Origin of the sequence: Algibacter agarivorans (assembly GCF_039543245.1) — a bacterium.
In the GTDB taxonomy this organism is placed as follows: domain Bacteria; phylum Bacteroidota; class Bacteroidia; order Flavobacteriales; family Flavobacteriaceae; genus Algibacter_G; species Algibacter_G agarivorans.
The window spans coordinates 1-23,398 of the sequence record NZ_BAABJJ010000027.1; the positions used below are offsets into that span (position 1 = coordinate 1).

The window sequence follows — 23,398 nt, forward strand, 5'->3', positions numbered from 1 at the left end:
AAAGCAATGAAATAAATCAGTAAAATGGTTAGATTTAGTGTGTCCAAAATTTATTTAGGACAGGATTGGTTTAATACATATAAAGTCTATTATCCTTTTTATTTTCATCCTTATGAAAAAACTCGATACCGCTAAGCTCTTGCTTAGTGGCTACAACAGCAAGCAAAAATAATCAACCCAAAAACCCAGTACTATCAATCTCTAAAATGACATGATCAGCCTGAAAATTTCTTGCACTAGAATATTTCCAATCTACAGGATTAGTTATAAAACCGCTTTCCACTGGGTTATAGTGAGTATAATCTATCTTTTGTTTTATAACTGAATCAGTCCATAATTCAATAGGCTGATTATGGTGTTGCCAAAATTGATATTTAGAACTATTACTTTTCTTTTTTGCAGCACGTTCAAAAAATCATAACAAATATTCTTTTCTGCTTTCTTGCGGGTTAGTTTCAATGGCTTCAATCATTTTCTTAGCCGTAAAATTTTTAAAATTTCTTAACAACCCATCGGGTTCATCAACACTAGATCGAAAAATTAAATGTACATGACTTGGCATAAAACAATAAGCATATAATTCCATGTCTTTCTTGGCTCTACAATGGTTTATATTTTCCGCTAATACATCAAAGTAAGCTTGTCTTATAAAAACATCTAACCAATATACGGTAGCAAACGACACAAAATACAACCCTGACTTATTATGAAATTTATAATTTCTACTCATTAGTCTAAAATACAAAAAGCTTTTACATCCTTTACATAGTGGATTGTAAAAGCATCTATTTTTATTACTATACCGCCACTAAGCGGGAGCTTAGCGGTAGCCTTTTGGGAAATTTAAGGTGCTGGATTAGGCATCATATTATGAATCTCATCAATTTGATGTAAAACGTCTTCACTTAAAGTAACATTTATACTCTCAATATTTTGTTTAAGCTGTTTTAAATTAGTAGCACCAACTATAGCACTGGTAACAAAAGGTTGTTGGTTTACAAAAGCTAAAGACATTTGTGCTAAACTCATGTTATTATCCTCAGCAATTTTTAAATAACGCTTTGCTGCTTCTGTCGCTTTTTCACCACTATATCTAGCAAATCGTGGAAATAATTTAAGACGTGCATTATCAGCGGCAGTTCCTTTTATGTATTTACCAGACAATACTCCAAATGCCATTGGGGAGTATGCCAATAAGCCAACGTTCTCTCTTAAGGCAACCTCAGCTAAATCGGTTTCAAAAGTTCTGGTTAATAAAGAATAGGCGTTTTGAATAGTCGCAACTCTAGGTAAATTATGATGTCTGGATTCTTCTAAATAGCGCATGGTGCCCCATGAGTTTTCATTTGATATCCCTATGTTTCTGATTCTACCTGCTTTAATTTCAGAATCTAAACTATGGAGTATCTCGTTAAAGTTGTCTTCCCATTTAGTATCAAGCTTAAAATTTCTAACACCAAACCTATTGGTGTCTCGTTCTGGCCAGTGTAACTGATATAAATCTATATAATCGGTTTGTAGTCTTTTTAATTCTAAATCCATGGCTTCTTTAATTGCGTTTGGGCTAAATCCTGTGGTACGGATATGTGCGGTATAATCACCTCCTCCTGCAATTTTTGAAGCTAGGATTACTTTATCTCTGTTGCCAGTTTTTTTAAGCCAAGATCCAATAATTTTACTGGTTCGTCCGCTCATTTCTGCAGTGGCTGGAACAGGATATAATTCTGCGGTATCAATAAAATTAACACCTTGGTCTAATGCGAAATCTAGCTGTTCGTGTCCTTCTGCTTCGGTGTTTTGATTGCCCCAGGTCATAGAGCCTAGGCATATTTTACTAACTTTTATATTGGTGTTTGGGAGTGTTGTGTATTTCATAAAGAGCTTATTTGTCATTCCAACCTTTCGTATTCGTTCAAGATAAACTACGGCGGGAATCTTTTTAATTGAACTTTTGATATAGTAATGCGTTACTGCCTTCGCAGGAATGACAAAAAGTAAAAGATACAGCGGATAGCCCGACCCTTTTCGGGTAACGCCCTAATGCTAATACTACTCACTCAACAACTTAGAAAGTTCGTCTAACTTTGGTGTTAAAATAACTTCGATACGTCTGTTTTTTGCTCTTCCTACTTTTGTTTCATTAGATGCAATTGGCGCAAATTCGCCACGTCCTGCTGCTGTTAAATTTTCAGGATTTATATTGCTATTTTCTCGTAAAATGTTAACGATTGCCGTAGCGCGTTTGGTTGACAAATCCCAGTTACTAGTTAGGATGCCGTTGCCTTTGTAAGGTACATTGTCGGTATGACCCTCGATTAAAACGGCAATATCTGGGTTGTCTCCAAGTACCTTGCCTAGTTGCCTAACTGCTCTAGTACCTTCTGAACCAACTGCCCAACTTCCAGAACTAAAGAGTAGTTTATTTTCCATAGATACATACACTTTTCCATCACGCTGCTCTACGGTTAAACCTTTGCCTTCAAAATCCGTTAAGGCCTTTGAAATTGCATTTTTTAATGCCGTCATCGCGGCATCTTTTGAAGCGATAACCTGCTCTAATTCTGCTACACGGTTTGAGCGGTCTTCTAACTCTTTTTTAAGTTTTGCTAAACGTGCATTTTCTGCCGCTAATGCCTGTTCTTTAGCCTCTAACTGTGCCAACAACTCTCTATTCTTTTTAGAGTTTGCTGTAATGGCTGCCGAACTATTTTTTTCTAAAGCATTATAAGAGGCTTTTAGATTGTCTAAATTAGATTGAGCAGCGTTGTAATCGGCTTGTAATTTATCGCGCTGCGCAACGGCTTCATCGTAGGCTGATTGTAGTTGCTTCAATTCGTTTTCGGCTGCTGTTTTAGCACTTATAAGCGCTTCGTTATTTGTAGAAAGCGTTCTGTTTTCCTTTTTTAAATTGGCATATTTTGCTTCTAACTCTTTATATACTTTTGGCGATACACAAGAGGCTAAAACCACTAGAGCTAATACTGTGAATATACTTTTTTTAATCATTTTGTTTGGGTTCATTTATTATTTATTAAATACTTAATTTTCTATTTCTACTAGAATGGGACAATGGTCGCTATGTACTGCTTCAGATAGTATAACGGCTCTTTTTATGTTTTCTTGCAATGGTTTTGATACCATGGCATAATCTAATCGCCAACCTTTGTTATTGGCACGTGAGTTAGCACGATAACTCCACCAACTATATTGTTGCAATTCAGGGTTTATAAATCTAAAAGAGTCAATGAATCCACTATCAATAAAACTTCCAATCCACTCGCGTTCAACTGGTAAAAATCCTGAAACGCCTTTCATTTTAGGGTTATGGATATCCATTTCTTCATGGCAAATATTATAATCGCCACAAATAATAAGGTTTGGAATATTTTTTTTAAGATTATTTATATTATCCTGAAACAAATCCATGTATTCTAATTTATGGTTTAATCTGGCATCATTTGTACCTGAAGGTAAATATAAACTCATTACCGAAACAGCATCTCCGCCCACGGAACTGGCAGGAAAATCGGCCCGAATGTTTCGTCCTTCAAAATCCATAGATGCTATTCCAGTGCCATACTCCACGTGACTGGGCTCTGTTTTACTTAAAATAGCCACACCACTGTATCCCTTTTTTTGAGCACTGAACCAGTAATTATATTTGTATCCAGCTTCTTCAAAAAGACTTAAATCCAATTGCTCTTTTAATGCTTTAATTTCTTGTAAACAAACAACATCTGGATTTGCCGCTTTTAGCCAATCTATAAAACCTTTATTGACTGCTGCGCGAATGCCGTTTACGTTATAGGATATGATTTTCATTTGATTTTTTTAAAGTTTAAAAAAATCCTGACCTTCGTCAGGACAATACACTTTTTTTTAAAAGTGTATTGATTTCTGCTAAAATAAATAATGCGTTACTTTTACACCATTAAATGTAGTGAGATTTAACGTTTTTTTTCAACATAAAGGTTGAATACTTGAGATCCCGACATAAAAAGTCGGGATTAGTTCGTCCATCTGTTTTGAGTGCGCCTTACAGGCTTCTTAAAATAGGGTCTCACTAAAATATTTTAAACGATTTACAGTTTAAGTATCTGATGAAGTTTTTTACATGCATTTTAGTACTTTTAATTGGTTTTTGCGGGTTTTCGCAAACCCAAAAATCGAACTATAGAACTAAAAAAGTTGCTGTAAAAGATTCTATTCGTATTGATAGCGTAAGTATAAATTCTAATGTTTTTTCAATTAGAAAAAAAGATAAAACGCTTATAGATTCTACTTTTTATAATATTGATTTTGCCAAAGCGCTTTTAACTTTTAACAAACCAATTGATACCGACTCCATCATAATAAACTATCTAAAATTTCCTGATTTTTTAACAAGAACTTATAAGCAATTGGATGATACCATTATTGTTGAAAACAATAGTAATAATCAAACATTGTACAAACTAACACAATCCAATACAGATAGAAATTTTATTCCGTTTGATGGTTTAACTACTTCGGGTAGTATAACGCGTGGTGTAACGGTTGGGAACAATCAAAACTCCGTTTTAAATAGCGAATTAGACCTTCAAATTACTGGAAAAATAAATGATAAGGTGTCTTTGCGCGCCTCTATACAAGATGCTAACATCCCGTTGCAAGAAAGTGGTTATAGTCAACGTTTAGATGAATTTGACCAGGTATTTATTGAATTGTTTAGTGACCGCTGGAACGTTCGTGCTGGTGATATTGATTTACTAAACAACGATTCTTATTTTGCTAGTTTTTCTAAACGTGTTCAAGGATTAAATTTCAATGTTAAATTAGGCGAAGAAGATGCACAAACTGATTTGTTTGTTGCGGGCGCTGTTGTACGTGGGCAGTTTACAACCAGTCAGTTTACAGCGCAAGAAGGCAACCAAGGGCCGTACAAGCTTCAAGGTCGAAATGGCGAATTATTTGTGCTTATCGTTTCGGGCAGTGAAACTGTTTATGTAAATGGTATTGCAGTAAAGCGTGGCGAAGACCAAGATTATATTATTGATTATAATGCCGGTGAAATTATTTTTAATTCCACTTTTCCTATAACCTCCGAAATGCGAATTACGGTAGATTATCAATTCAGCGAACGTAATTATTCCCGTTTTGTAGCTTATGGTGGAGGGAGGTATGAAAGCGAAAAACTAAAAATGGGTGTTTCGGTATATTCTGAAAATGATGCTAAAAACCAACCTTTACAGCAAAATTTATCAGAAGAACAAGTTCAGATTTTATCAGATGCTGGTGATGACAGGACACAAATGGTCGCACCATCAGAAGTTCGAGAAGCTTTAAATGAAAACAGGATTCTATATAAAAAAGAATTAATTGGTGGTGTTGAAGCTTTTGTGTTTTCAAACGACCCTAATGATGAATTATACAGGGTCACGTTTACATTGGTTGGTGAAAACCAAGGCGATTATGCTTTAAGTAATATTAATGCCATTAATAATATTTACGAATATGTGGGTGTTTTACAAGGAAATTATGCGCCTATTGTGCAGCTTGTAGCACCAACCAAACTGCAAATAGCTGTTGTAAACGGAAGCTATAAACCTTCTGAAAAAACGAGCATCAACTTTGAGGCTTCTGGAAGTAAAAAGGATTTAAACGCATTTTCGAATATAGGAGATGCTGATAATGATGGATATGCTGGAAAAATAAATATCAATCAAACGCTTATTAAAAATGACAGCCTTTGGAATTTTGATGTATTTGTTGATAGTGATTATATAAGTTCTGATTACAGAAATATTGAAGGTTTGTACAATCCAGAATTTAACCGCGATTGGAATTTAGACCAAACCAACATAAACGGTATAGGTCTTAATTTGGGCAATCAAATACTGCTGAATTCTGGCTTTAGAATGGTTCATTCTAAAAAAGGATTTATTAATTATCAGTTTGAGCATTTAAATTTTTCTGAAGGATTTAATGGTAACAGACATGTTGCAAATGCCAATTTACTTCTGAATAAATTCAATATTTCATCATATTCTAGTTTTTTAAACGCTAATTCTAATATAAATGTTTCGACCTTCTTGAGGTCTTATAATCGGGTTACTTATAGTATGAATAAAAGTTGGATAGGTGCAAAAATAGCTATTGAGGATAATGAACAACGAGCTGTTTCAACACAAACATTAACACCGTTAAGTCAAAAATTCAAATCTTATGAAGTGTTTGTAGGTGTTGGAGATAGTACCAAAGTCTTTGCCGAATTTGGTTATAAAAATCGTGTAAATGATAGTGTCAAAAATAACGAATTACAAAAAGTGAATACTTCAAACACCTTTTATTTAGATTCTAGATTTGTTCAAAATAAAAATACCAACCTGTCTTTATATGCTAATTATAGAGCTTTAAAAAGTGAGGAAGAAGGTGTTGAAAACGAAAGATCAATAAACTCTAGACTGCAATTCAATCAAAAGCTTTTTAAACAAATGGTGCAATGGAATACTATTTTTGAAACAAATTCTGGGACTTTGCCGCAGCAAGATTTTACTTACGTAGAAGTTGAAGCTGGACAAGGTACCTATACATGGAATGATTATAATGAAAACGGCATCCAAGAATTGGAAGAGTTTGAAATTGCACAATTTCAAGATCAAGGGACTTTTATTCGGGTGCTTTTGCCCAATCGTGTTTTTATAAAAACACATCAGAATAGACTGAGTCAGACGTTGACTATTAACCCTGCACAATGGTCAGTTTCAGAAATTAAATCGAAAAAATTCTGGTCGCATTTTTATAATCAGACTAGTTATTTGATTGACCGAAAAATAAAACGAGAAGGGAATAGTTTCAATCTAAATCCTTTTAACAATAATGAAGAAGACCAATTAGGTTTGCAACTCAATTTTAGAAATGTCTTGTTTTTTAATCGTGGTAAGCAACACTATACAACATCTTATACATTCCTAGATAACACAACGCGTAATGTTTTATCTGTTGGATTTATTCAAAATAGCTTAAAAAGCCATCAATTAAATTTTAATCATAAAATAGCTGAAAGTTGGTTAATCAATATGCTTTCGGTTTTTGAAAATAATGAAAGTATCAGTGAAAATTTTGCAAGCAAGAACTACAACTTTGATGAAGCCCGATTTAACCCGAAACTTTCGTATTTGTTTAATGATAATTCCAGTTTCGACATCTTTTATCAATTTGCCAGTAAAGACAATACTGTTGGCGATAAGGAATCTTTGAAGCAACAGAAATATGGCGTGTCTTTTACTTTGGCTAGTAGTCAAAAAAGTGCTATAAATGGCGAATTCAACTATTTTTCGAATGCTTACATAGGGAATCCAAATACGCCTGTAGCTTACCAAATATTAGAAGGTTTGCAACCCGGGAAAAACTTTACTTGGAGTTTATTAGCGCAAAAAAAACTAACAGATTTTTTAGATCTTAACTTAAGTTATTTTGGAAGAAAAACGGAGACTAGTAAAACCATTCATTCAGGATCTATTCAGTTAAAGGCTTATTTTTAAACTGGTCATCATAAACGGATCTCGTCCCTAAATTCTTTGGGAACGTTCAACCTAACAAATTCATCATTAAAATTTTGAACAATCTATTTTTTCAAAGACAGAAATAATAGTTTTAACAGCTTCAATATAAAACTCAGGGTGAATATTCTCGTAATCATCCGTTGGCTCGTGATAATCTTTATGGTCTTCAACTCCAAAATACAAAAACGGAATGCCCTTTTTATGAAAATTGGCATGGTCAGATGAATACGTCCAATTATCTAAACCATCATAGCCATCATGGCCTATTTTTAGTTTAATTTTATTTGAAGACTCAAAATGTTTAACAATATATTCTAAGCGCTTGTTGTGTGGGGTGCCTACTGCAAATAGTTCATTTTTAGCACTTCTACTAATCATGTCCATATTCAAATTAACAACGATATGCTTAGTAGAAATAACCGTATTGTCTACAAAGTATTTAGAGCCTTTTAACCCTAATTCTTCACCATCAAAAGCAGCTAAAATCACCGAATGTTTTGGTGGATTTTTTTTATAATATTCAGCAAAACTAAATAGGGCACTTAAGCCTGAAGCGTTATCATCTGCGCCATTATAAATTTTACCATACTTTACACCTTCATGATCATAATGTGCGCTAATAACTATATATTTTTTTGGTGATTCTTTGCCTTTTATAAGTCCCAAAAGATTTATGCCGTTATACTGTTTTCGTTTATTAATAAAGGAAAATGATTGTTCATAATTTTTACCCAAAGGCAAAACTTTTAAACTATGAAATTGATTAATAATATATTTTCTAGCTTTTAAAGCACCTTTTGTACCTGTTCTTCTGCCTTCAAAAGCATCAGAGGATAGTGACTTAACGTGTTTGAGAAGCTTCTTTTTATCAAATAAAGAACACTCTTTAGGTTCTGTTTGAGCAAAACTATCTGTCACTTGAAACGTTAAACAGAAAACAAGTAATAAAAGAATTTTATTCATAATGATTAAATATACGCTCCCAAATTGTTTCTAAATCAACATTTAAGAAATATTTTTAAAATTCTTGTCGTGAGTCGAAGTGTACAAACAATAACAATGTTCCAAAATGAGCAATATCATTGCCTAATAATACTAATTTTTAGAATTTAATTCTTTAAAATAATCTTTTAATTCATGTATCATGAAAACAAAACTACTAGTATTCACAATTTTTATAATCACAAGCATGTTATTACATGCTCAAAGTACTGCAATTCCTGATGCTAATTTTGAACAAGCATTGATTGATCTAAATATTGATACGGATAATACTATTAATGGTAGCGTTGCTACTGTTGATATTTCTGGTGTTAAGTCATTAATTATCAGAAGTAAAAATATTAGTAATCTAACTGGTATTCAAGATTTTTCATCCTTAATCCAATTAGATTGTTCCTACAATCAACTTACATCTTTAAATGTAACTCAAAACTCTGCTTTAACACAAATAACTGTTTATGACAATCAACTTACAGCTCTAGATGTTAGCCAAAATACTGCTTTAACAAGATTAACTTGTCCGGGTAATCAACTTACGACTTTAGATGTAACTCAAAATCTTGATTTGACAAGTTTAGGTTGTAGCGACAATCAACTTACAAATCTAGATATAAGTCAAAATACACTTTTAGGGAGTTTAAGTTGTTCTAACAATCTAATTACTAGTTTAGATGTAGCTCAAAATACACTTTTAGGAAGTTTAAGTTGTTCTAACAATCTACTTACTAGTCTAAATGTAAGTCAAAATACTAATTTAACAGAGTTGGGATGTGGTAACAATCAACTTGCAATTTTAAACATAAGTCAAAACACACTTTTACAGATTTTTAGTTGTTCTAACAATCAACTTACAACTCTAGATATAAGTCAAAATACAATGTTAGGAAATTTAGATTGTTCTAACAATTTACTTACAAATTTAATTTTAAATCCATCTATAACTTATTTAACTTGTTCTAATAATGAAATACAAAGTTTAGATTTAAGTCAAAATACTTATTTATATTTATTAGAGTGTGACTACAATCAACTTATATCTATAGATGTAAGTCACATTTCCAATATTCATGATTTAATTTGTAACAACAATCTACTTACGAGTTTAAATGTGAAAAACGGCAATAATTGGGGATTACAACAGTTTATTGCAACGAATAATCCTTCGTTATCATGTATTGACGTTGATAATGTAACTGATGCTAATAATAATTTTGGATGGGAAAAAGATGACACCACAACTTATTCAGAAGATTGTAGCACAATGAGCATTGAAGACTTTAATAATTATACATTCTCAATGTATCCTAATCCTGTTAGTAATGAGTTGATTATTGATTTTATTGAAGAAGCGCGCTATTCAATAATCCATTTAAATGGTCAGACCTTAAGACAAGGTAATTTAACCAAAGGAGAAAGTGCTATAGACTTTTCCAATATCTCTTCTGGATTATACTTTGTAAAAGTTAAAACAGATAAAGCCATTATCACTAAAAAATTGATAAAACAATAAGGCAATAAAAAATCCCAAACAACAGCTTGGGATTTTTGTTATTATTAGATGCTGAATCAAGTTCAGCATGACTTTAATTTATTTCAGATTAGCTTTCATAAGTTCTCTATTCATTCTAGCAATGTTGTCTAAAGAAATTCCTTTAGGACATTCCACCTCACAGGCGCCTGTATTGGTACAGTTACCAAAACCTTCTAAATCCATTTGAGCCACCATGTTTTGCACGCGGTCTGCTGCTTCAACTTGTCCTTGAGGTAATAAAGCATATTGCGATACTTTTGCACCTACAAATAACATAGCAGAAGAGTTTTTACAAGTTGCTACACAAGCACCACATCCAATACAAGCTGCTGCATCCATAGCCTCATCTGCTGCGTGTTTAGAAATTGGAAGGCCATTAGCATCTTGAGTATTCCCTGATGTATTTACAGAAATGTAACCACCAGCATGCTGAATACGTTCAAACGCCATTCTATCAACAATTAAATCCTTTATTACAGGAAATGCTGCTGCTCTAAATGGCTCAATTGTAATGGTGTCGCCATCGTTAAACATTCTCATGTGTAACTGGCATGTTGTAATCCCTCTATCCGGCCCATGTGCCTCTCCATTGATGTACAATGAGCACATGCCGCAAATTCCTTCACGACAATCATGGTCGAATGCTACAGGTTCCTCGCCAGAGTTTACCAATTGTTCGTTCAAAACATCGAGCATTTCTAAAAAAGACATATGCTCTGAAATATCAGTGACTTTATAATCGACCATTTGACCCTTTGCATCTGAGTCTTTTTGTCTCCAAATTTTAAGTGTTAGATTCATCATCATGCCTTTTCTTATTTGTATGAACGTTGTTTTAATTCAATATCTTTAAACTCTAATTGTTCTTTATGTAAAACCGCATCAGCAGGTTCTCCTTTATATTCCCAAGCAGATACAAAAGCAAAATCTTTATCATCACGTTTTGCTTCTCCTTTTTGCTCACCTTCTAATTCTACAGATTCCTCTCTAAAGTGTCCGCCACAAGATTCGTTTCTTACTAAAGCATCTTTGGCAAATAACTCTCCTAATTCTAAAAAGTCTGCTACACGACCAGCTTTTTCTAATTCAGTGTTCATCTCATTTGCATTTCCAGGAACTTTAACATCTTTCCAGAATTCTTCACGAATAACTTTAATTTCAGCCATAGCTGCTTTTAAATCTTTTTCGTTACGCGACATGCCTACTTTATCCCACATTACTTTACCTAAGCGTTTGTGGAAATGGTCAACAGATTTTGTACCTTTATTGTTGATAAAGAATTCGATTCTATCTTTTACTTCTTTTTCAACTTCGTCAAACTCTTTAGTTTCAGTAGAAATTTTTCCTGTTCTAATATCATCAGATAAATAATCACCAATGGTATAAGGCAATACAAAATAACCATCGGCTAAACCTTGCATTAAAGCAGAAGCTCCAAGTCTGTTAGCGCCATGGTCAGAGAAGTTTGCTTCACCAATACAATATAAACCTTCAACGGTAGTCATTAAGTTGTAATCAACCCAAACGCCACCCATTGTATAATGAGTCGCAGGATATATCATCATTGGAGTTTCGTACGGGTTTTCAGCGATGATTTTCTCATACATCTGAAATAAATTCCCGTATTTTGCTTCAATAATTTCTTGACCTAATTTTATGATGTCTTCTTTAGAAGCATTTTGAATTCCTTTTATTTTTGCTTGCTCACTTCCATAGCGTTCAAAAGCAGCAGCAAAATCTAAATATACGGCTTCACCTGTTGCATTTACACCATAACCAGCATCACAACGCTCTTTTGCTGCTCTTGACGCTACATCACGAGGCACCAAGTTCCCAAACGCTGGATAGCGACGCTCTAAGTAGTAATCTCTATCTTCTTCAGCAATTTGTGTTGGTTTTAATTTACCTTCTTGAATGGCTTTAGCATCTTCTAATTTTGCGGGCACCCAAATTCTACCATCATTACGTAATGATTCAGACATCAACGTTAATTTAGATTGGTAATCTCCAGAACGGGGAATACATGTTGGGTGAATTTGTGTGAAACAAGGATTTGCAAAGTAGGCTCCTTTTTTGTGGATTTTCCATGCTGCAGTGGCATTAGAACCCATGGCATTAGTTGATAAGAAATAAACATTTCCGTATCCTCCAGTTGCAATAACAACAGCATGAGCGGAATGACGTTCTATCTCACCAGTAATTAAATTACGTGCAATAATGCCTCTTGCTTTACCATCAACTTTTACAACATCTAACATTTCGTGACGATTGAACATTTCAATTTTACCACGAGCTATTTGACGATTCATTGCTGAATAAGCACCTAATAACAATTGTTGTCCTGTTTGACCTTTAGCATAGAATGTTCTGGATACTAAAACACCTCCAAATGAACGGTTGTCTAATAATCCACCATAATCACGTGCAAAAGGAACCCCTTGAGCCACACATTGGTCGATAATATTTCCAGAAACTTCTGCTAAACGATAAACGTTTGCTTCACGAGAACGATAATCACCTCCTTTAACTGTATCATAAAAAAGACGATAATTAGAATCACCATCTCCCATATAATTTTTTGCAGCATTAATTCCACCTTGTGCTGCAATTGAATGCGCTCTACGAGGAGAATCTTGATAAGCAAAAGCTTTTACATTATATCCTAATTCTGCTAACGTTGCGGCAGCAGAACCTCCAGCTAATCCTGTTCCAACTACAATAATGTCGATATGACGTTTGTTTGCAGGATTAACAAGATTGATTTTGTCTTTATACGTTGTCCATTTATCTTTAATTGGACCTTTTGGTACTTTTGAGTCTAACGTTGCCATATCTATGATAATACGTATTTAAGGTGATGATAAAGTGCTATAATTATAAACCCTAATGGAATTATAATTGAATATCCTTTCCCAATATTCTGTAATGTTTTCTTTCTACCCGCAGTTACTCCCATAGATTGAAAAGCAGATGTAAATCCATGTGCTAAATGCAATCCTAATAACACAAAAGCAACTACATAAGCAATCGTTCTTATATGACTGTGAAATTTCTCTACCAGTTCATGGAAGTATCTAAATTCACCATGGTGTAAACCAGACATGTCTCCAACAAGATATTTAGTGTTTAATTCTGGAATCCAAAAATCAATAAAATGGAGTACAATAAATGCAAGTATTGCCAGCCCACTGTAAATCATGTTTCTACTCATCCAGGTTGAATTTGCTGCACCGTTATTTTTAGCATATGATACACCATTTGCTTTTTTATTCTTAATTTCTAATACAAAGCCCATAACAAAATGAAACACCACGCCAAATATTAAAACGGGCTGTAGCGCAAATTGTATTAACGGGTTTGTTCCCATAAAATGAGACAATTGATTAAAGACCTCTTCACTAAAAAGTGATGTGATATTTACCGCTAAATGAATAATTAAGAAAAACATGAGGAAGAATGCTGAAAGTGCCATGGCTACTTTTCTTCCAATTGAAGATTTAAAAAATCCGCTCATTATTTTGAAGTTATTTTAATTGATTAGCAAAGGTAAGCTAGGATAGAGTTTTAGACAACTAACAAATGTCATGTTTTTGCTATTTAGAATGATTTTAAAGAAAATTATAACAGTTCATAAAAAAAGACACTCAACTTTGAGTGCCTCAATCCTTTTTCATCTTAAAAAATACTATTCCAAAATAAGTTTTTTAGTAATAAACGCTGTTTCAGAGTGAATATTAACAAAATAAATACCTTTAGAAACTCCTGCTAAACCAATAGTTGTTAAGCCAGATGTATTTGAAATGTCTCTTTTAACAATAAGCCTTCCCGATACATCAAAAACAACAACCTTCTCTAAATTAATATGTCCATCATTACGTATAAACAAATGGCCTTTAGTTGGATTTGGATAAACTTTAATGCCTTCATTTAATTTATCTTCTTCAATACCTAAAGCGCAATTACCAGAAAAATTAGTCATTAAAGGCTTACCGCATACTGGATTGTCTGTGCTATGTTCTTGTATCATGGTTGCGCCTTCAATATTGTCAGAACTTAAAAACCGTAACGATTCTCCTTTAGCAATAGCAAAATGCATTATATTGTCTGTATCAATAATATGATCCATTTGCCTGCAATGGCCTAATTCATGAAGCGCAACACTTTCAAAATCAAACTCGGTACTACTGGGGTTTTGTGAATTAAAGTTCCAATTGGTTTCATCATCAAATAGGATATCAAATTCAGTTACATACCATTCCAAACTAGAAGCGCCATTTTTTGTTACCGTACATCCTGAATAGTGGGAGGTTCTTAAACCAAGAACGGTGTCGGGTAGATTGTCATCTGGATTGGTACTTGTACTGTCATCAAAAGTTAATACATTAATACCATCTAAATTTGCTTTATGTTGTGCGCTAGGACTTGTTATAATGTTTGATTCATTCAAAATCCAATTAAGCTGAGTTTCGCAACTCCAAGTTTTTAATGCTCTTTGAAGTGCTTCTTTTGCTCCAGTTTGCTCAGAAAAACCCGATGACATATGCCACGTATATCCGCCACTACCATTATCATTAATTAATTGTGTTTTATATGCCACATTAACTCCTGAGTTAACATAATCTGAAACTATATTGGCTTGAGCATACCTAATGAATAATGTGTCGCTAGAAATTAAAAGGCTGCCATCATTATTGGTTACTTTTACTTTTCCTGTTCCAGCTTCAGAAGGAATTTCAACCGTAATTCTCGTATCTGTCCAAGTTAATATTTGACTATCTAAAGCATTTATAAAACCCGCACCTCCTTTATCAGCGTTACTAAAGCCAACTTTGCCTTTTGTAGTGCCAAAATTAGAACCTGTAATAGTTAAAACGGATTCTGTACCAGCTGTTGAATTTGTAGGAGAAAAGTTTGTAATGGTTACTGGAAGTGAATTGCTTGTTTTATTTGATATTGAGGTATCATTTTGAACATCAAAATTTGTTAGTTGAATATAATCAGTTTTTGTATAGCTCTTTATTTCATTGTAAAAAGAATTTGCAATTCCTTTTTTAGAAGTAAATTGATTTATTGCAGTATCACTATCTAAATCATATTTATAAAACCCTTGCAATGATCCGTAGGGTTTAAATTTAATTTTATTAGTCTCTTTTTTAGATTCTAATTCTACATGGCTATTGTATAAGGTAAAAACACCCGCATCATCTATGTTTAGTTTTAAACTTGGATAGACAATTTGAGCATCCATACCAATAACTCCACCAAGTGTTATAATTTCAATTGTCGGTAATATTTCGCCCTTAAATATTTTAGAGACTTCAACGGTATTTATAGTATATATTTTTTGATGATTTGTATCCCAAAAAGATTTTTTTGAAAGTACTCTTCCTTCTAATACTAATGTTGATTTTTCAATTTGTTTGTTTAATGATACTTTTTTAAGCATTAGTTGTGCAGATATTGATTTAGTTAATACTAAAAACAACAACAAACTAATTAGTGCATGTTTCTTCATTCTTTCAATTTATAAATAGTTAAATTACACCACATTATGGAGGGATAGGGGTGATTGGTTTTATCTACGGGAAGATTTCACTTTTAGACTATTGAGATATGTTAAAATCGATAAGAAGTTATAGATTGAATACTTTTTATTACAAACTGAAAATCAAATACTTACAAAAGTTTATTTTGATTTAGAACTGATCTTGACTTTTGTTTTTAATCGAAATTGAGATAAGATTATTTTTGAAAGGTATAGCATCGCTGCGCATAAGAAAATAGGTGAAATATGGGAAAATTTTAGCTACATTTTTGGAAATAGAAAAAGGCAAGATGAGTTCTTAGAAGTTTATTTGGTTATTATTCCAAAATAAGTTTTTTAGTAATAAATGTTGTTTCAGAGTGAATATTAACAAAATAAACACCTTTAGAAGCTCCTGTTAAACGTATAGTTAGTGTTCTTGAATTATCTGAAAAATTGTGGATGTATATGAGCCTTCCACTGATATCGTAAATAACCGCTTTTTCTAAATTAACAAAAGACTCATTTTTAATGTAAAATTGATTTTTTGCTGGATTAGGGTATATTGTAATTCTGCCTTCTAAATTTTTTTCTTCAACACTTAAACCACAATCACCAGAATAATTTGTCATAGCGAACTGACCGCAAAGCCCAGATGAGGTACTAAAACTTTGAATTATTCCTGCGGCAGTTTCATTATTAGTATTCAACGCACGCTGATGTTGGCCATTAGAAAGCGAATAATGCATGACATCATTAGTATTAATAACATGGCCTAGTTGATGTCCATGCCCTAATTCATGAAGCGCAACACTTTCAAAATCATAATTATCTGAACCTAATAGAGCTGCATCTGCTCCATAATACCAAGTTTCTGTAATACCACTAGTCTCATCACTATCAACATCGTCATTAAAAATAATATCTAATTGAGGAACAACATGACGTGAGGCACTGCAGCCTCCAGAAATAGTAACACATTCTCCTAAAACACCATCATCAAGTGGAACTGTTGCTAAGTCATCAAAAGTAATAACATTGTCGTCATTTAATCCTGCTTCATTTACAGTAGTAGTTCCTCCAATAACCCAATTAATCCCTGTAGCGCATCGCCAAATCTCAAAAGCTCTTAAAAAAGATTCTTTAGCAGCAGTATTATCATTAAAACGAGTGTTCATTTTCCATGTCATTTCCCCATCCATAGTTTCACCAACATGTTGGCGTAAAAATGCAGTCCCTGATTCTACGCTATTCTGAAGCGCGTAGGAAATAGTTAATGGGTCATTAGACACTTTTGAAGCGCCTCCGTTATCGGTTACTTTAATTGTTCCTGTTCCTGCTCCTGAAGGAACTTGAACAGTTATTTCGGTGTCAGACCACGTTATTACTTGAGAATCCAGAGCATCAACAAAAGTTCCTCCACCATCATCAGCATTAGAAAAACCTATCTTACCTTTAACACTGCCAAAACCCGTACCAGTAATTGTAAGTAATTCAACATTACCTGCTGTAATGGTTGTAGGGGTAAATACAATATTATCAGGTGCTAATAAGCCTTTGCCCTGATTATATTTGGAAACCTTGCTTGCAATATCAAAAGGCGTTATTTCTTTATATGTTGATTTTGTATGGCTACCAATTTCGTTATATAATAATTTAGAAATGTTTTTCCTTTGTTTAAAAGGGTTAACGGCTATATTTTTGTTGAAATTATATTTATAAAAACCTTGTAACGAGCTATAAGGTTTATACTTTTTAACAGAAGATTTATTTTTGCTATCTAATAAAATGTTGTTATCATACAAAGTAAAAACACCAATATCATTAGCATTTAAATTTAAACTAGGAGTTACTGTTTGCGTTGTAAAATCCAATGTGCCTCCATGTGTAATGACCTCGATAGTAACTACAGGTTCACCTTTAAAAACTTTGTAAACTTCAACAGTGTGGACGGTATAAATATTATTATGCTTTTCATTCCAAACGACTTTACTTGATATCACTTTTCCTTCAACGACTAAACTCGAATTTTTGATTTGTTGCTTTAGAGGTATTTCCCTAATCATACCTTGCGCACTAGAAATGCTCTGTATTATAAAAATGGACAACAGAGTAAGTAGTATTTTTGATGATAATTTCGTGTTCATGCGCAATATTTGTCCAAATAAAACTTTTGAGGTACTACCAAATATAACGAATAATATTTTACTTTTAATTTTTTACATTTACTACTAGTTAAACTTAAAGAAAATCAAGATGAAATACTTCCCCATAGATAGATCACTTTTTGTGAAAAATAGAGCCCAATTTGTTGCAAAAATGCAACCTGAAAGTTTGGCGATATTTAACTCAAATGATATTTATCCGATAAGTGCAGATAGTACGATGCCTTTTGAGCAACATCGAGACATTTTTTATTTAAGTGGTGTAGATCAAGAAGAAAGTATATTGGTTTTGTTTCCGGATTGCCCAAAGGAAAAGCATCGAGAAATGCTGTTTTTAAAGGAAACCAACGAGCATATTGCCATTTGGGAAGGCGAAAAATTAACCAAAGAGAAAGCTTTTGAGACTAGTGGAATAAGAACCGTTTATTGGTTGCAGGATCTAGAAAAAATCATGTTTGAAATCATGACGCAATGCCATACGGTTTACATTAACACAAACGAACACTACAGAGCAAATGTTGAAACCCAAACTCGGGAAGACCGTTTTACTAAATGGTTAAAGAACAAATATCCTGCGCACGCTGTTGCAAAAAGCAATCCTATATTACAACGCCTCCGTTCTGTAAAAAACGATATTGAAATTGATTTAATTCAACAAGCTTGTAACATTACAGAAAAAGGTTTTCGGCGTATTCTAAACTTTGTAAAACCGGGTGTTTGGGAATATGAAATTGAAGCGGAATTTATGCATGAATTTTTAAGGAACCGTTCTAAAAAGTTCGCTTACACACCCATTGTTGCCTCTGGTAATAACGCCAATGTACTGCATTATATAGAAAATAATCAACAGTGTAGAGCAGGAGAATTAATTTTAATGGATGTTGGAGCGGAATATGCCAATTATTCTAGTGACATGACACGCAGTGTCCCAGTTTCCGGTCGCTTTTCAGAAAGACAAAAAGCAGTTTACAATGCCGTGCTTAGAGTTAAAAACGATGCTACAAAAATGCTTGTTGCAGGAGCAGATTGGGCAGCATATCATGTTGAAGTTGGGAAAATAATGACCAGTGAATTATTAGGTTTAGGATTGCTTGATAAGACCGATATAAAAAACGAAAACCCTGATTGGCCAGCTTATAAAAAATATTTTATGCACGGCACAAGTCATCACATGGGACTGGACACTCATGATTATGGTATTTTAACAGAGCCCATGCAAGCCAATATGGTTTTTACTGTAGAACCTGGTATTTATATTCCTGATGAAGGCTTTGGAATCCGATTGGAAGATGATGTTGTTGTTCAAGAACAAGGAGACTCTTTTAATTTAATGCGAAACATTCCTATTGAAGCTGACGAAATTGAAGATATTATGAATTCTTAAAAAAAAAGAAAGGGTCGTTGAAAAACGACCCTTTTAGCTAACAAATCTAATATTGTAATTTATAGAGTGACTAATTCAAATAAATAATCGTTTAGTTTTCGTAGCGTATTAATTTTATCTTTTGTATCTACTAATAACGAGATGTTATTCTTACTTCCGCCGTAAGATATCATTCTAATTTTAGTGTCCTGTAATATTTGGAATAATTTATATGTGTTTTGATGATTTACTACTGAATGCCCAACTAAACACACAATACTTTGGTTCTTATCAACTTCTGTTAAAGATATCTCATCTAATTCTGTAAGAATTTTGCCTAAATTTTTATCGTCATCTATGGTAAGTGATACAGCTACTTCAGAAGTGGTTATCATGTCGATAGACGTCTCATATTTTTCAAAAATCTCAAATACTTTCTTCAAGAAACCATGCGCTTGCAACATGCGTGCAGACTTAATTTTTATGGCTGTAATATTATCCTTTGCAGCAATTGCTTTAATGCCATTTCCTGAAGTCTGACTAGAAATTAATGTGCCATGCGCATCAGGATTCATGGTGTTTTTGAGCCTAACAGGAATATTATCTGCTCTTACCGGAGTAACGGTTTGCGGATGCAATATTTTAGCACCAAAATATGCTAATTCGGCAGCTTCTTCAAACGATAAATTCGAAATGGCCTTAGTGTTTTCAACATACCTAGGGTCGTTATTATGCATCCCATCAATATCTGTCCAAATCTGTACCTCTTCAGCTTTAATAGCTGCGCCTATAATAGTTGCAGTATAATCACTACCGCCACGTTGCAAGTTTGAAATGTCTCCAAGATCATCTAAACAAATAAAGCCTTGAGTGATATATATATCTGAATCTTCGGCAGCATTCAAAACAACTTGGAAATTTTCTTTTATATAATCAAGGTCTGGTTCTTTATTATCATCAATTCGCATGAAATCTAAAGCAGGTAGTAATGCAGAACGTATACCTTCTTGCTTTAAATAACTGTTAAACATGTACGTTGAAAGCAACTCGCCTTGAGCTACAATTTGGTTATCTAATAATTTAGAAGCCTCTTTATATGTACATTCAACTAAAAAACTAAAAATCCCTGAAACATAAGTTTTAACTTCTTTATTTAAAAGTTCATTTGAAAGAAGTGTGTCTATAGTAACAAAATAGGTTTCATGTAGCTTGTTGATTTTTTCAATAGCTTCATTAGGTTTGCTATCTGAAATATCTTGAGCAATTGCAACTAATTGATTAGTGGTTCCAGACATAGCTGAAAGTACCACAACCTTTTTCTTCCCATCGTTAATTATACTTTTAACGTTGCTCATGTTTTCAACGGATCCTACTGAGGTTCCTCCAAACTTTAAGACTTTCATAATCATGAATTTGAGCGGCAAAATTAGGGTTCATTTGCGTAATACCTATGTTTCTTAAAAAAATTGTTTATTTTTGCACATATTGTTAAATAATTAACATGAAGACCGTATCTAACTGTGTTGAAGATATTTTAATATCGCAACCATACCTAGAAGAAGCACTATCAAGAAACATCATAAACTTTAGTGCTTTAGCTATTGAATTGGTGGAGCCCATAAGCAATATGCTTAAAAAAGAGGTAAAGCCCGGTGCTATTATGATGGCGCTTAGACGTTACAATCCTCCAGTTGCCTTATCTAATTCGTTAAAAATGAGAAGGGTGATTCAGAATTTAGGCGATATAACCGTGCGTTCAAACTTAACCGATTTTACAGTTAAAAATTCTGATTCTATTATTGATAACCACGCCAAGATTTTAGAGCGTATTAATCAAGAATCCAAACTGTTTTACACCTTTACTAGAGGTATTCATGAAAGCAATATTATCATTTCCAGTAGTTTAAACGATTTTATAAAGGACTCTTTAAAAAACGAAACTTTTTTAGCTGTACAAGAAGGGTTATCTGCCATTAGTATAAACTTGCCTCAAGACAACTCGAAAATTGCCGGTTTATATTATCATTTTTTTAAACGTTTGGCTTGGGAAGGCGTGGTTTTATATGAAGTTATTTCAACTACAAATGAGTTTACTATTTTAGTTGAAGATGAATATGTAGACAAGGCTTTTGCTGCTATTAAAAAGGTGAAGTCTTAATCACTAGCTTTTGATTTTTTAAATAAATTTACCAATATAAACGTAGCTATAGCTGGTAAAACCCATCCTAAATTTTGATTTGCTAAAGGAATTATTGATTTAACAGGTTCTAAGTTTTCATTACGGATTATAAATCCTAAAAAATCTGGAATACTAAAAATAAAAGTTATTAAAACCACCCATCTAAACACAAGTTCTGATGCGAACTTTATTGGAATAACATTCAATAAAATGAGTACAATACACAACGGGTAAACAAACATCAAGGCGGGTAATGCAATATCTATAATATATTTTACATCCATTTGTCCAACGGCAATACCAACTAAACAACAAATAATAGCAGTTATTAAATATCCGTGTTTAAAGGTCTTAAAATAGGCTTTAAAAAAATCTGAAATACTAACAACAATAGTAACAGCAGTTGTAAAACAAGCTAGAGCAATTAGAATACTTAAAAAAGTTGAACCCACATGTCCTAAAGTTTTTACGGCAAGTCCAGATAGCAAATTAGTTCTTGAGATATGTTCACCAAATTGGCCATTATAATATGCTCCAATTGCAATTAAACCTGCATAAATAATTAATAAGCCAAACATGGCAATTAAACCAGATTTAGCAATCATTATTTTTTTATCATGAAATGACATTTTGTTTTTAGAATTATTAATGGACACTAAAACAATGCCGCCCATGATCATTCCAGCTAGAGCGTCATACGTCTGATAGCCTTCTAGCAAACCACTAATTATTGGTGATTCAAAATTTGATGGATTCATTCCAGCTACAGGAGAACAAATTCCAACAGCAATTATAACTAGCAGTATTAAAACAATGATTGGTGTTAAGTATTTGCCCAGTATACTTAATACTTTATTTCTGTTCATTACAAAAATAAATACCATTACAAAATATATGACGCTCGTAAGCAAAGGGCTTGTGCCAAAAAATGGGGCAATTGCCATTTCATGAGTAACCGCAGCGGTACGAGGACTTGGTAAGGCAATGGTAATAGTAAACAGACAAAAACAAAAGATTAAGCTGAAAATTGGCGATACCTTTTTTCCAAAATCAAATAAAGTGCCTTGCAATTTAGCATGTGCAAAAATGGCTAATAAGGGAATTATGGTTGTAGTTATTATAAACCCTAGAGTTACCAACCACCAGTCTTCACCGGACTTAAAACCTAGTAACGGGGGTAATATTAAATTTCCAGCGCCAAAAAATCCAGCAAATAAAGCAAAACCAAATACAAAGGTTTCTTTAGTTTTATTCATAGTATGATTTTATCTTTGCCTAAGATAAATTAAACAATGATTGTAGAGTATAAAGGCATCAATATTTTTTACACAGACCAAGGAAAAGGTAATGCTGTGGTATTATTGCATGGTTTTTTAGAAAACACCTCTATGTGGGATGCATTTATACCCGCACTTTCAAAAAAAAACAGAATCATTTGTATTGATTTGTTAGGTCATGGCAAAACTGAATGTTTAGGCTATGTACATAGCATGGAGCTTATGGCAGAGGTTGTTGAAGCCATTCTTAAACATTTGAAGATAAGACGTTCCATATTTATCGGTCATTCTATGGGTGGGTATGTGGCGCTCGCTTTCGCGGAAAAAAACCCTGATGTTTTAAAAGCATTGTGCTTAATGAATTCTACCGCTAATGCTGACACGCCCGAAAAAAAACAAAATCGAGATAGGGCAATTTTAGCTGTAAAACAAAATCATAAAACATTTATAAGAATGGCTATCGCCAATTTGTTCAGGCCAAAAAACAGAACGCTTTTTTCAGAACAAATAATACAAGTAATAGAAACCGCCTTAAAAACACCATTACAAGGTATTATTGCAGCACTTGAAGGCATGAAAATTAGAGAAGACAGAGAAGTGTTGCTCCATTTTACACCGTATAAAAAAATGTTGATAGTTAGCAAAAAGGACCCAGCTCTAGATTACGAATCTTTAATTGCCCAGACCAAAAATACTGATGTAGAATTAGTGGAATTCCCTGATGGACACATGAGCCATATTGAAAATAAAGATGAATTCCTACTAAAAATAATGTATTTCATCGAAAATAATTAGCTTTTCATCGATTTATTA

At 33.3% G+C, this 23,398-nt stretch carries 16 protein-coding genes and 1 pseudogene; 5 read left to right on the forward strand and 12 right to left on the reverse strand.

The features are described 5' to 3' along the window. Positions 1 to 172 precede the first annotated feature (172 nt). From ABD935_RS08605 to ABD935_RS08620, 4 genes and pseudogenes are all read right to left on the reverse strand, one after another. A pseudogene (locus ABD935_RS08605) lies at positions 173 to 730 on the reverse strand (REP-associated tyrosine transposase). A gap of 113 nt (positions 731 to 843) precedes the next feature. After that, positions 844 to 1,875, reverse strand: coding sequence for an aldo/keto reductase (locus ABD935_RS08610; protein WP_345191474.1), 1,032 nt, complete (start codon positions 1,873 to 1,875; stop codon positions 844 to 846). 174 nt (positions 1,876 to 2,049) lie between these two features. Further along, entirely contained in the window at positions 2,050 to 3,006 is a 957-nt protein-coding gene (locus tag ABD935_RS08615; protein ID WP_345191552.1) for an OmpA family protein, read from the reverse strand. Between the two features lie 33 nt (positions 3,007 to 3,039). After that, positions 3,040 to 3,822 carry an exodeoxyribonuclease III gene (locus ABD935_RS08620; RefSeq protein ID WP_345191476.1) on the reverse strand — a complete coding sequence of 261 codons (783 nt, stop codon included), beginning with the start codon at positions 3,820 to 3,822 and terminating at the stop codon, positions 3,040 to 3,042. Between the two features lie 278 nt (positions 3,823 to 4,100). On the opposite strand from ABD935_RS08620, the gene ABD935_RS08625 reads away from it, so the two are divergent. Beyond that, positions 4,101 to 7,523 (forward strand): hypothetical protein, encoded by a 3,423-nt coding sequence (locus ABD935_RS08625; RefSeq protein WP_345191477.1) that lies wholly within the window; start codon positions 4,101 to 4,103, stop codon positions 7,521 to 7,523. A gap of 66 nt (positions 7,524 to 7,589) precedes the next feature. Here ABD935_RS08625 and ABD935_RS08630 read toward each other — a convergent pair whose 3' ends face one another. After that, positions 7,590 to 8,507 (reverse strand): M28 family peptidase, encoded by a 918-nt coding sequence (locus ABD935_RS08630; protein WP_345191478.1) that lies wholly within the window; start codon positions 8,505 to 8,507, stop codon positions 7,590 to 7,592. Between the two features lie 181 nt (positions 8,508 to 8,688). Between ABD935_RS08630 and ABD935_RS08635 the strand changes: the two genes are divergently transcribed. Then, a complete protein-coding gene (locus ABD935_RS08635; protein WP_345191480.1) occupies positions 8,689 to 10,056 on the forward strand; it encodes a T9SS type A sorting domain-containing protein in 1,368 nt (455 codons plus the stop codon). Positions 10,057 to 10,134: 78 nt separating this feature from the next. Here the strand turns inward: ABD935_RS08635 and ABD935_RS08640 are convergent, their stop codons facing one another. From ABD935_RS08640 to ABD935_RS08660, 5 genes are all read right to left on the reverse strand, one after another. After that, positions 10,135 to 10,878, reverse strand: coding sequence for a succinate dehydrogenase/fumarate reductase iron-sulfur subunit (locus ABD935_RS08640; RefSeq protein WP_345191553.1), 744 nt, complete (start codon positions 10,876 to 10,878; stop codon positions 10,135 to 10,137). Positions 10,879 to 10,892: 14 nt separating this feature from the next. Next, positions 10,893 to 12,908 (reverse strand): fumarate reductase/succinate dehydrogenase flavoprotein subunit, encoded by a 2,016-nt coding sequence (locus tag ABD935_RS08645; RefSeq protein ID WP_345191481.1) that lies wholly within the window; start codon positions 12,906 to 12,908, stop codon positions 10,893 to 10,895. A gap of 2 nt (positions 12,909 to 12,910) precedes the next feature. Next, positions 12,911 to 13,591 carry a succinate dehydrogenase cytochrome b subunit gene (locus ABD935_RS08650; protein WP_345191482.1) on the reverse strand — a complete coding sequence of 227 codons (681 nt, stop codon included), beginning with the start codon at positions 13,589 to 13,591 and terminating at the stop codon, positions 12,911 to 12,913. A 171-nt stretch (positions 13,592 to 13,762) separates the two neighbouring features. Further along, positions 13,763 to 15,592 (reverse strand): T9SS type A sorting domain-containing protein, encoded by a 1,830-nt coding sequence (locus ABD935_RS08655; RefSeq protein ID WP_345191484.1) that lies wholly within the window; start codon positions 15,590 to 15,592, stop codon positions 13,763 to 13,765. A 347-nt stretch (positions 15,593 to 15,939) separates the two neighbouring features. Then, complete coding sequence (locus tag ABD935_RS08660) at positions 15,940 to 17,748, reverse strand: T9SS type A sorting domain-containing protein (RefSeq protein ID WP_345191485.1); 1,809 nt, start codon at positions 17,746 to 17,748, stop codon at positions 15,940 to 15,942. 109 nt (positions 17,749 to 17,857) lie between these two features. Between ABD935_RS08660 and ABD935_RS08665 the strand changes: the two genes are divergently transcribed. Next, complete coding sequence (locus ABD935_RS08665) at positions 17,858 to 19,150, forward strand: aminopeptidase P N-terminal domain-containing protein (RefSeq protein WP_345191486.1); 1,293 nt, start codon at positions 17,858 to 17,860, stop codon at positions 19,148 to 19,150. A 59-nt stretch (positions 19,151 to 19,209) separates the two neighbouring features. On the opposite strand, the gene ABD935_RS08670 is transcribed toward ABD935_RS08665, so the two are convergent. Continuing rightward, positions 19,210 to 20,532 (reverse strand): aspartate kinase, encoded by a 1,323-nt coding sequence (locus ABD935_RS08670; protein WP_345191487.1) that lies wholly within the window; start codon positions 20,530 to 20,532, stop codon positions 19,210 to 19,212. Positions 20,533 to 20,630: 98 nt separating this feature from the next. Between ABD935_RS08670 and ABD935_RS08675 the strand changes: the two genes are divergently transcribed. Then, positions 20,631 to 21,287, forward strand: coding sequence for a hypothetical protein (locus ABD935_RS08675; RefSeq protein WP_345191489.1), 657 nt, complete (start codon positions 20,631 to 20,633; stop codon positions 21,285 to 21,287). Here the strand turns inward: ABD935_RS08675 and brnQ are convergent. After that, entirely contained in the window at positions 21,284 to 22,564 is a 1,281-nt protein-coding gene (gene brnQ, locus ABD935_RS08680; protein WP_345191490.1) for a branched-chain amino acid transport system II carrier protein, read from the reverse strand. The two genes, ABD935_RS08675 and brnQ, sit on opposite strands and share 4 nt — an antisense overlap. A 36-nt stretch (positions 22,565 to 22,600) precedes the next feature. On the opposite strand from brnQ, the gene ABD935_RS08685 reads away from it, so the two are divergent. Next, on the forward strand, positions 22,601 to 23,380 hold the full coding sequence (locus ABD935_RS08685) for an alpha/beta fold hydrolase (protein WP_345191492.1): 780 nt from the start codon (positions 22,601 to 22,603) through the stop codon (positions 23,378 to 23,380). Positions 23,381 to 23,398 lie beyond the last annotated feature (18 nt).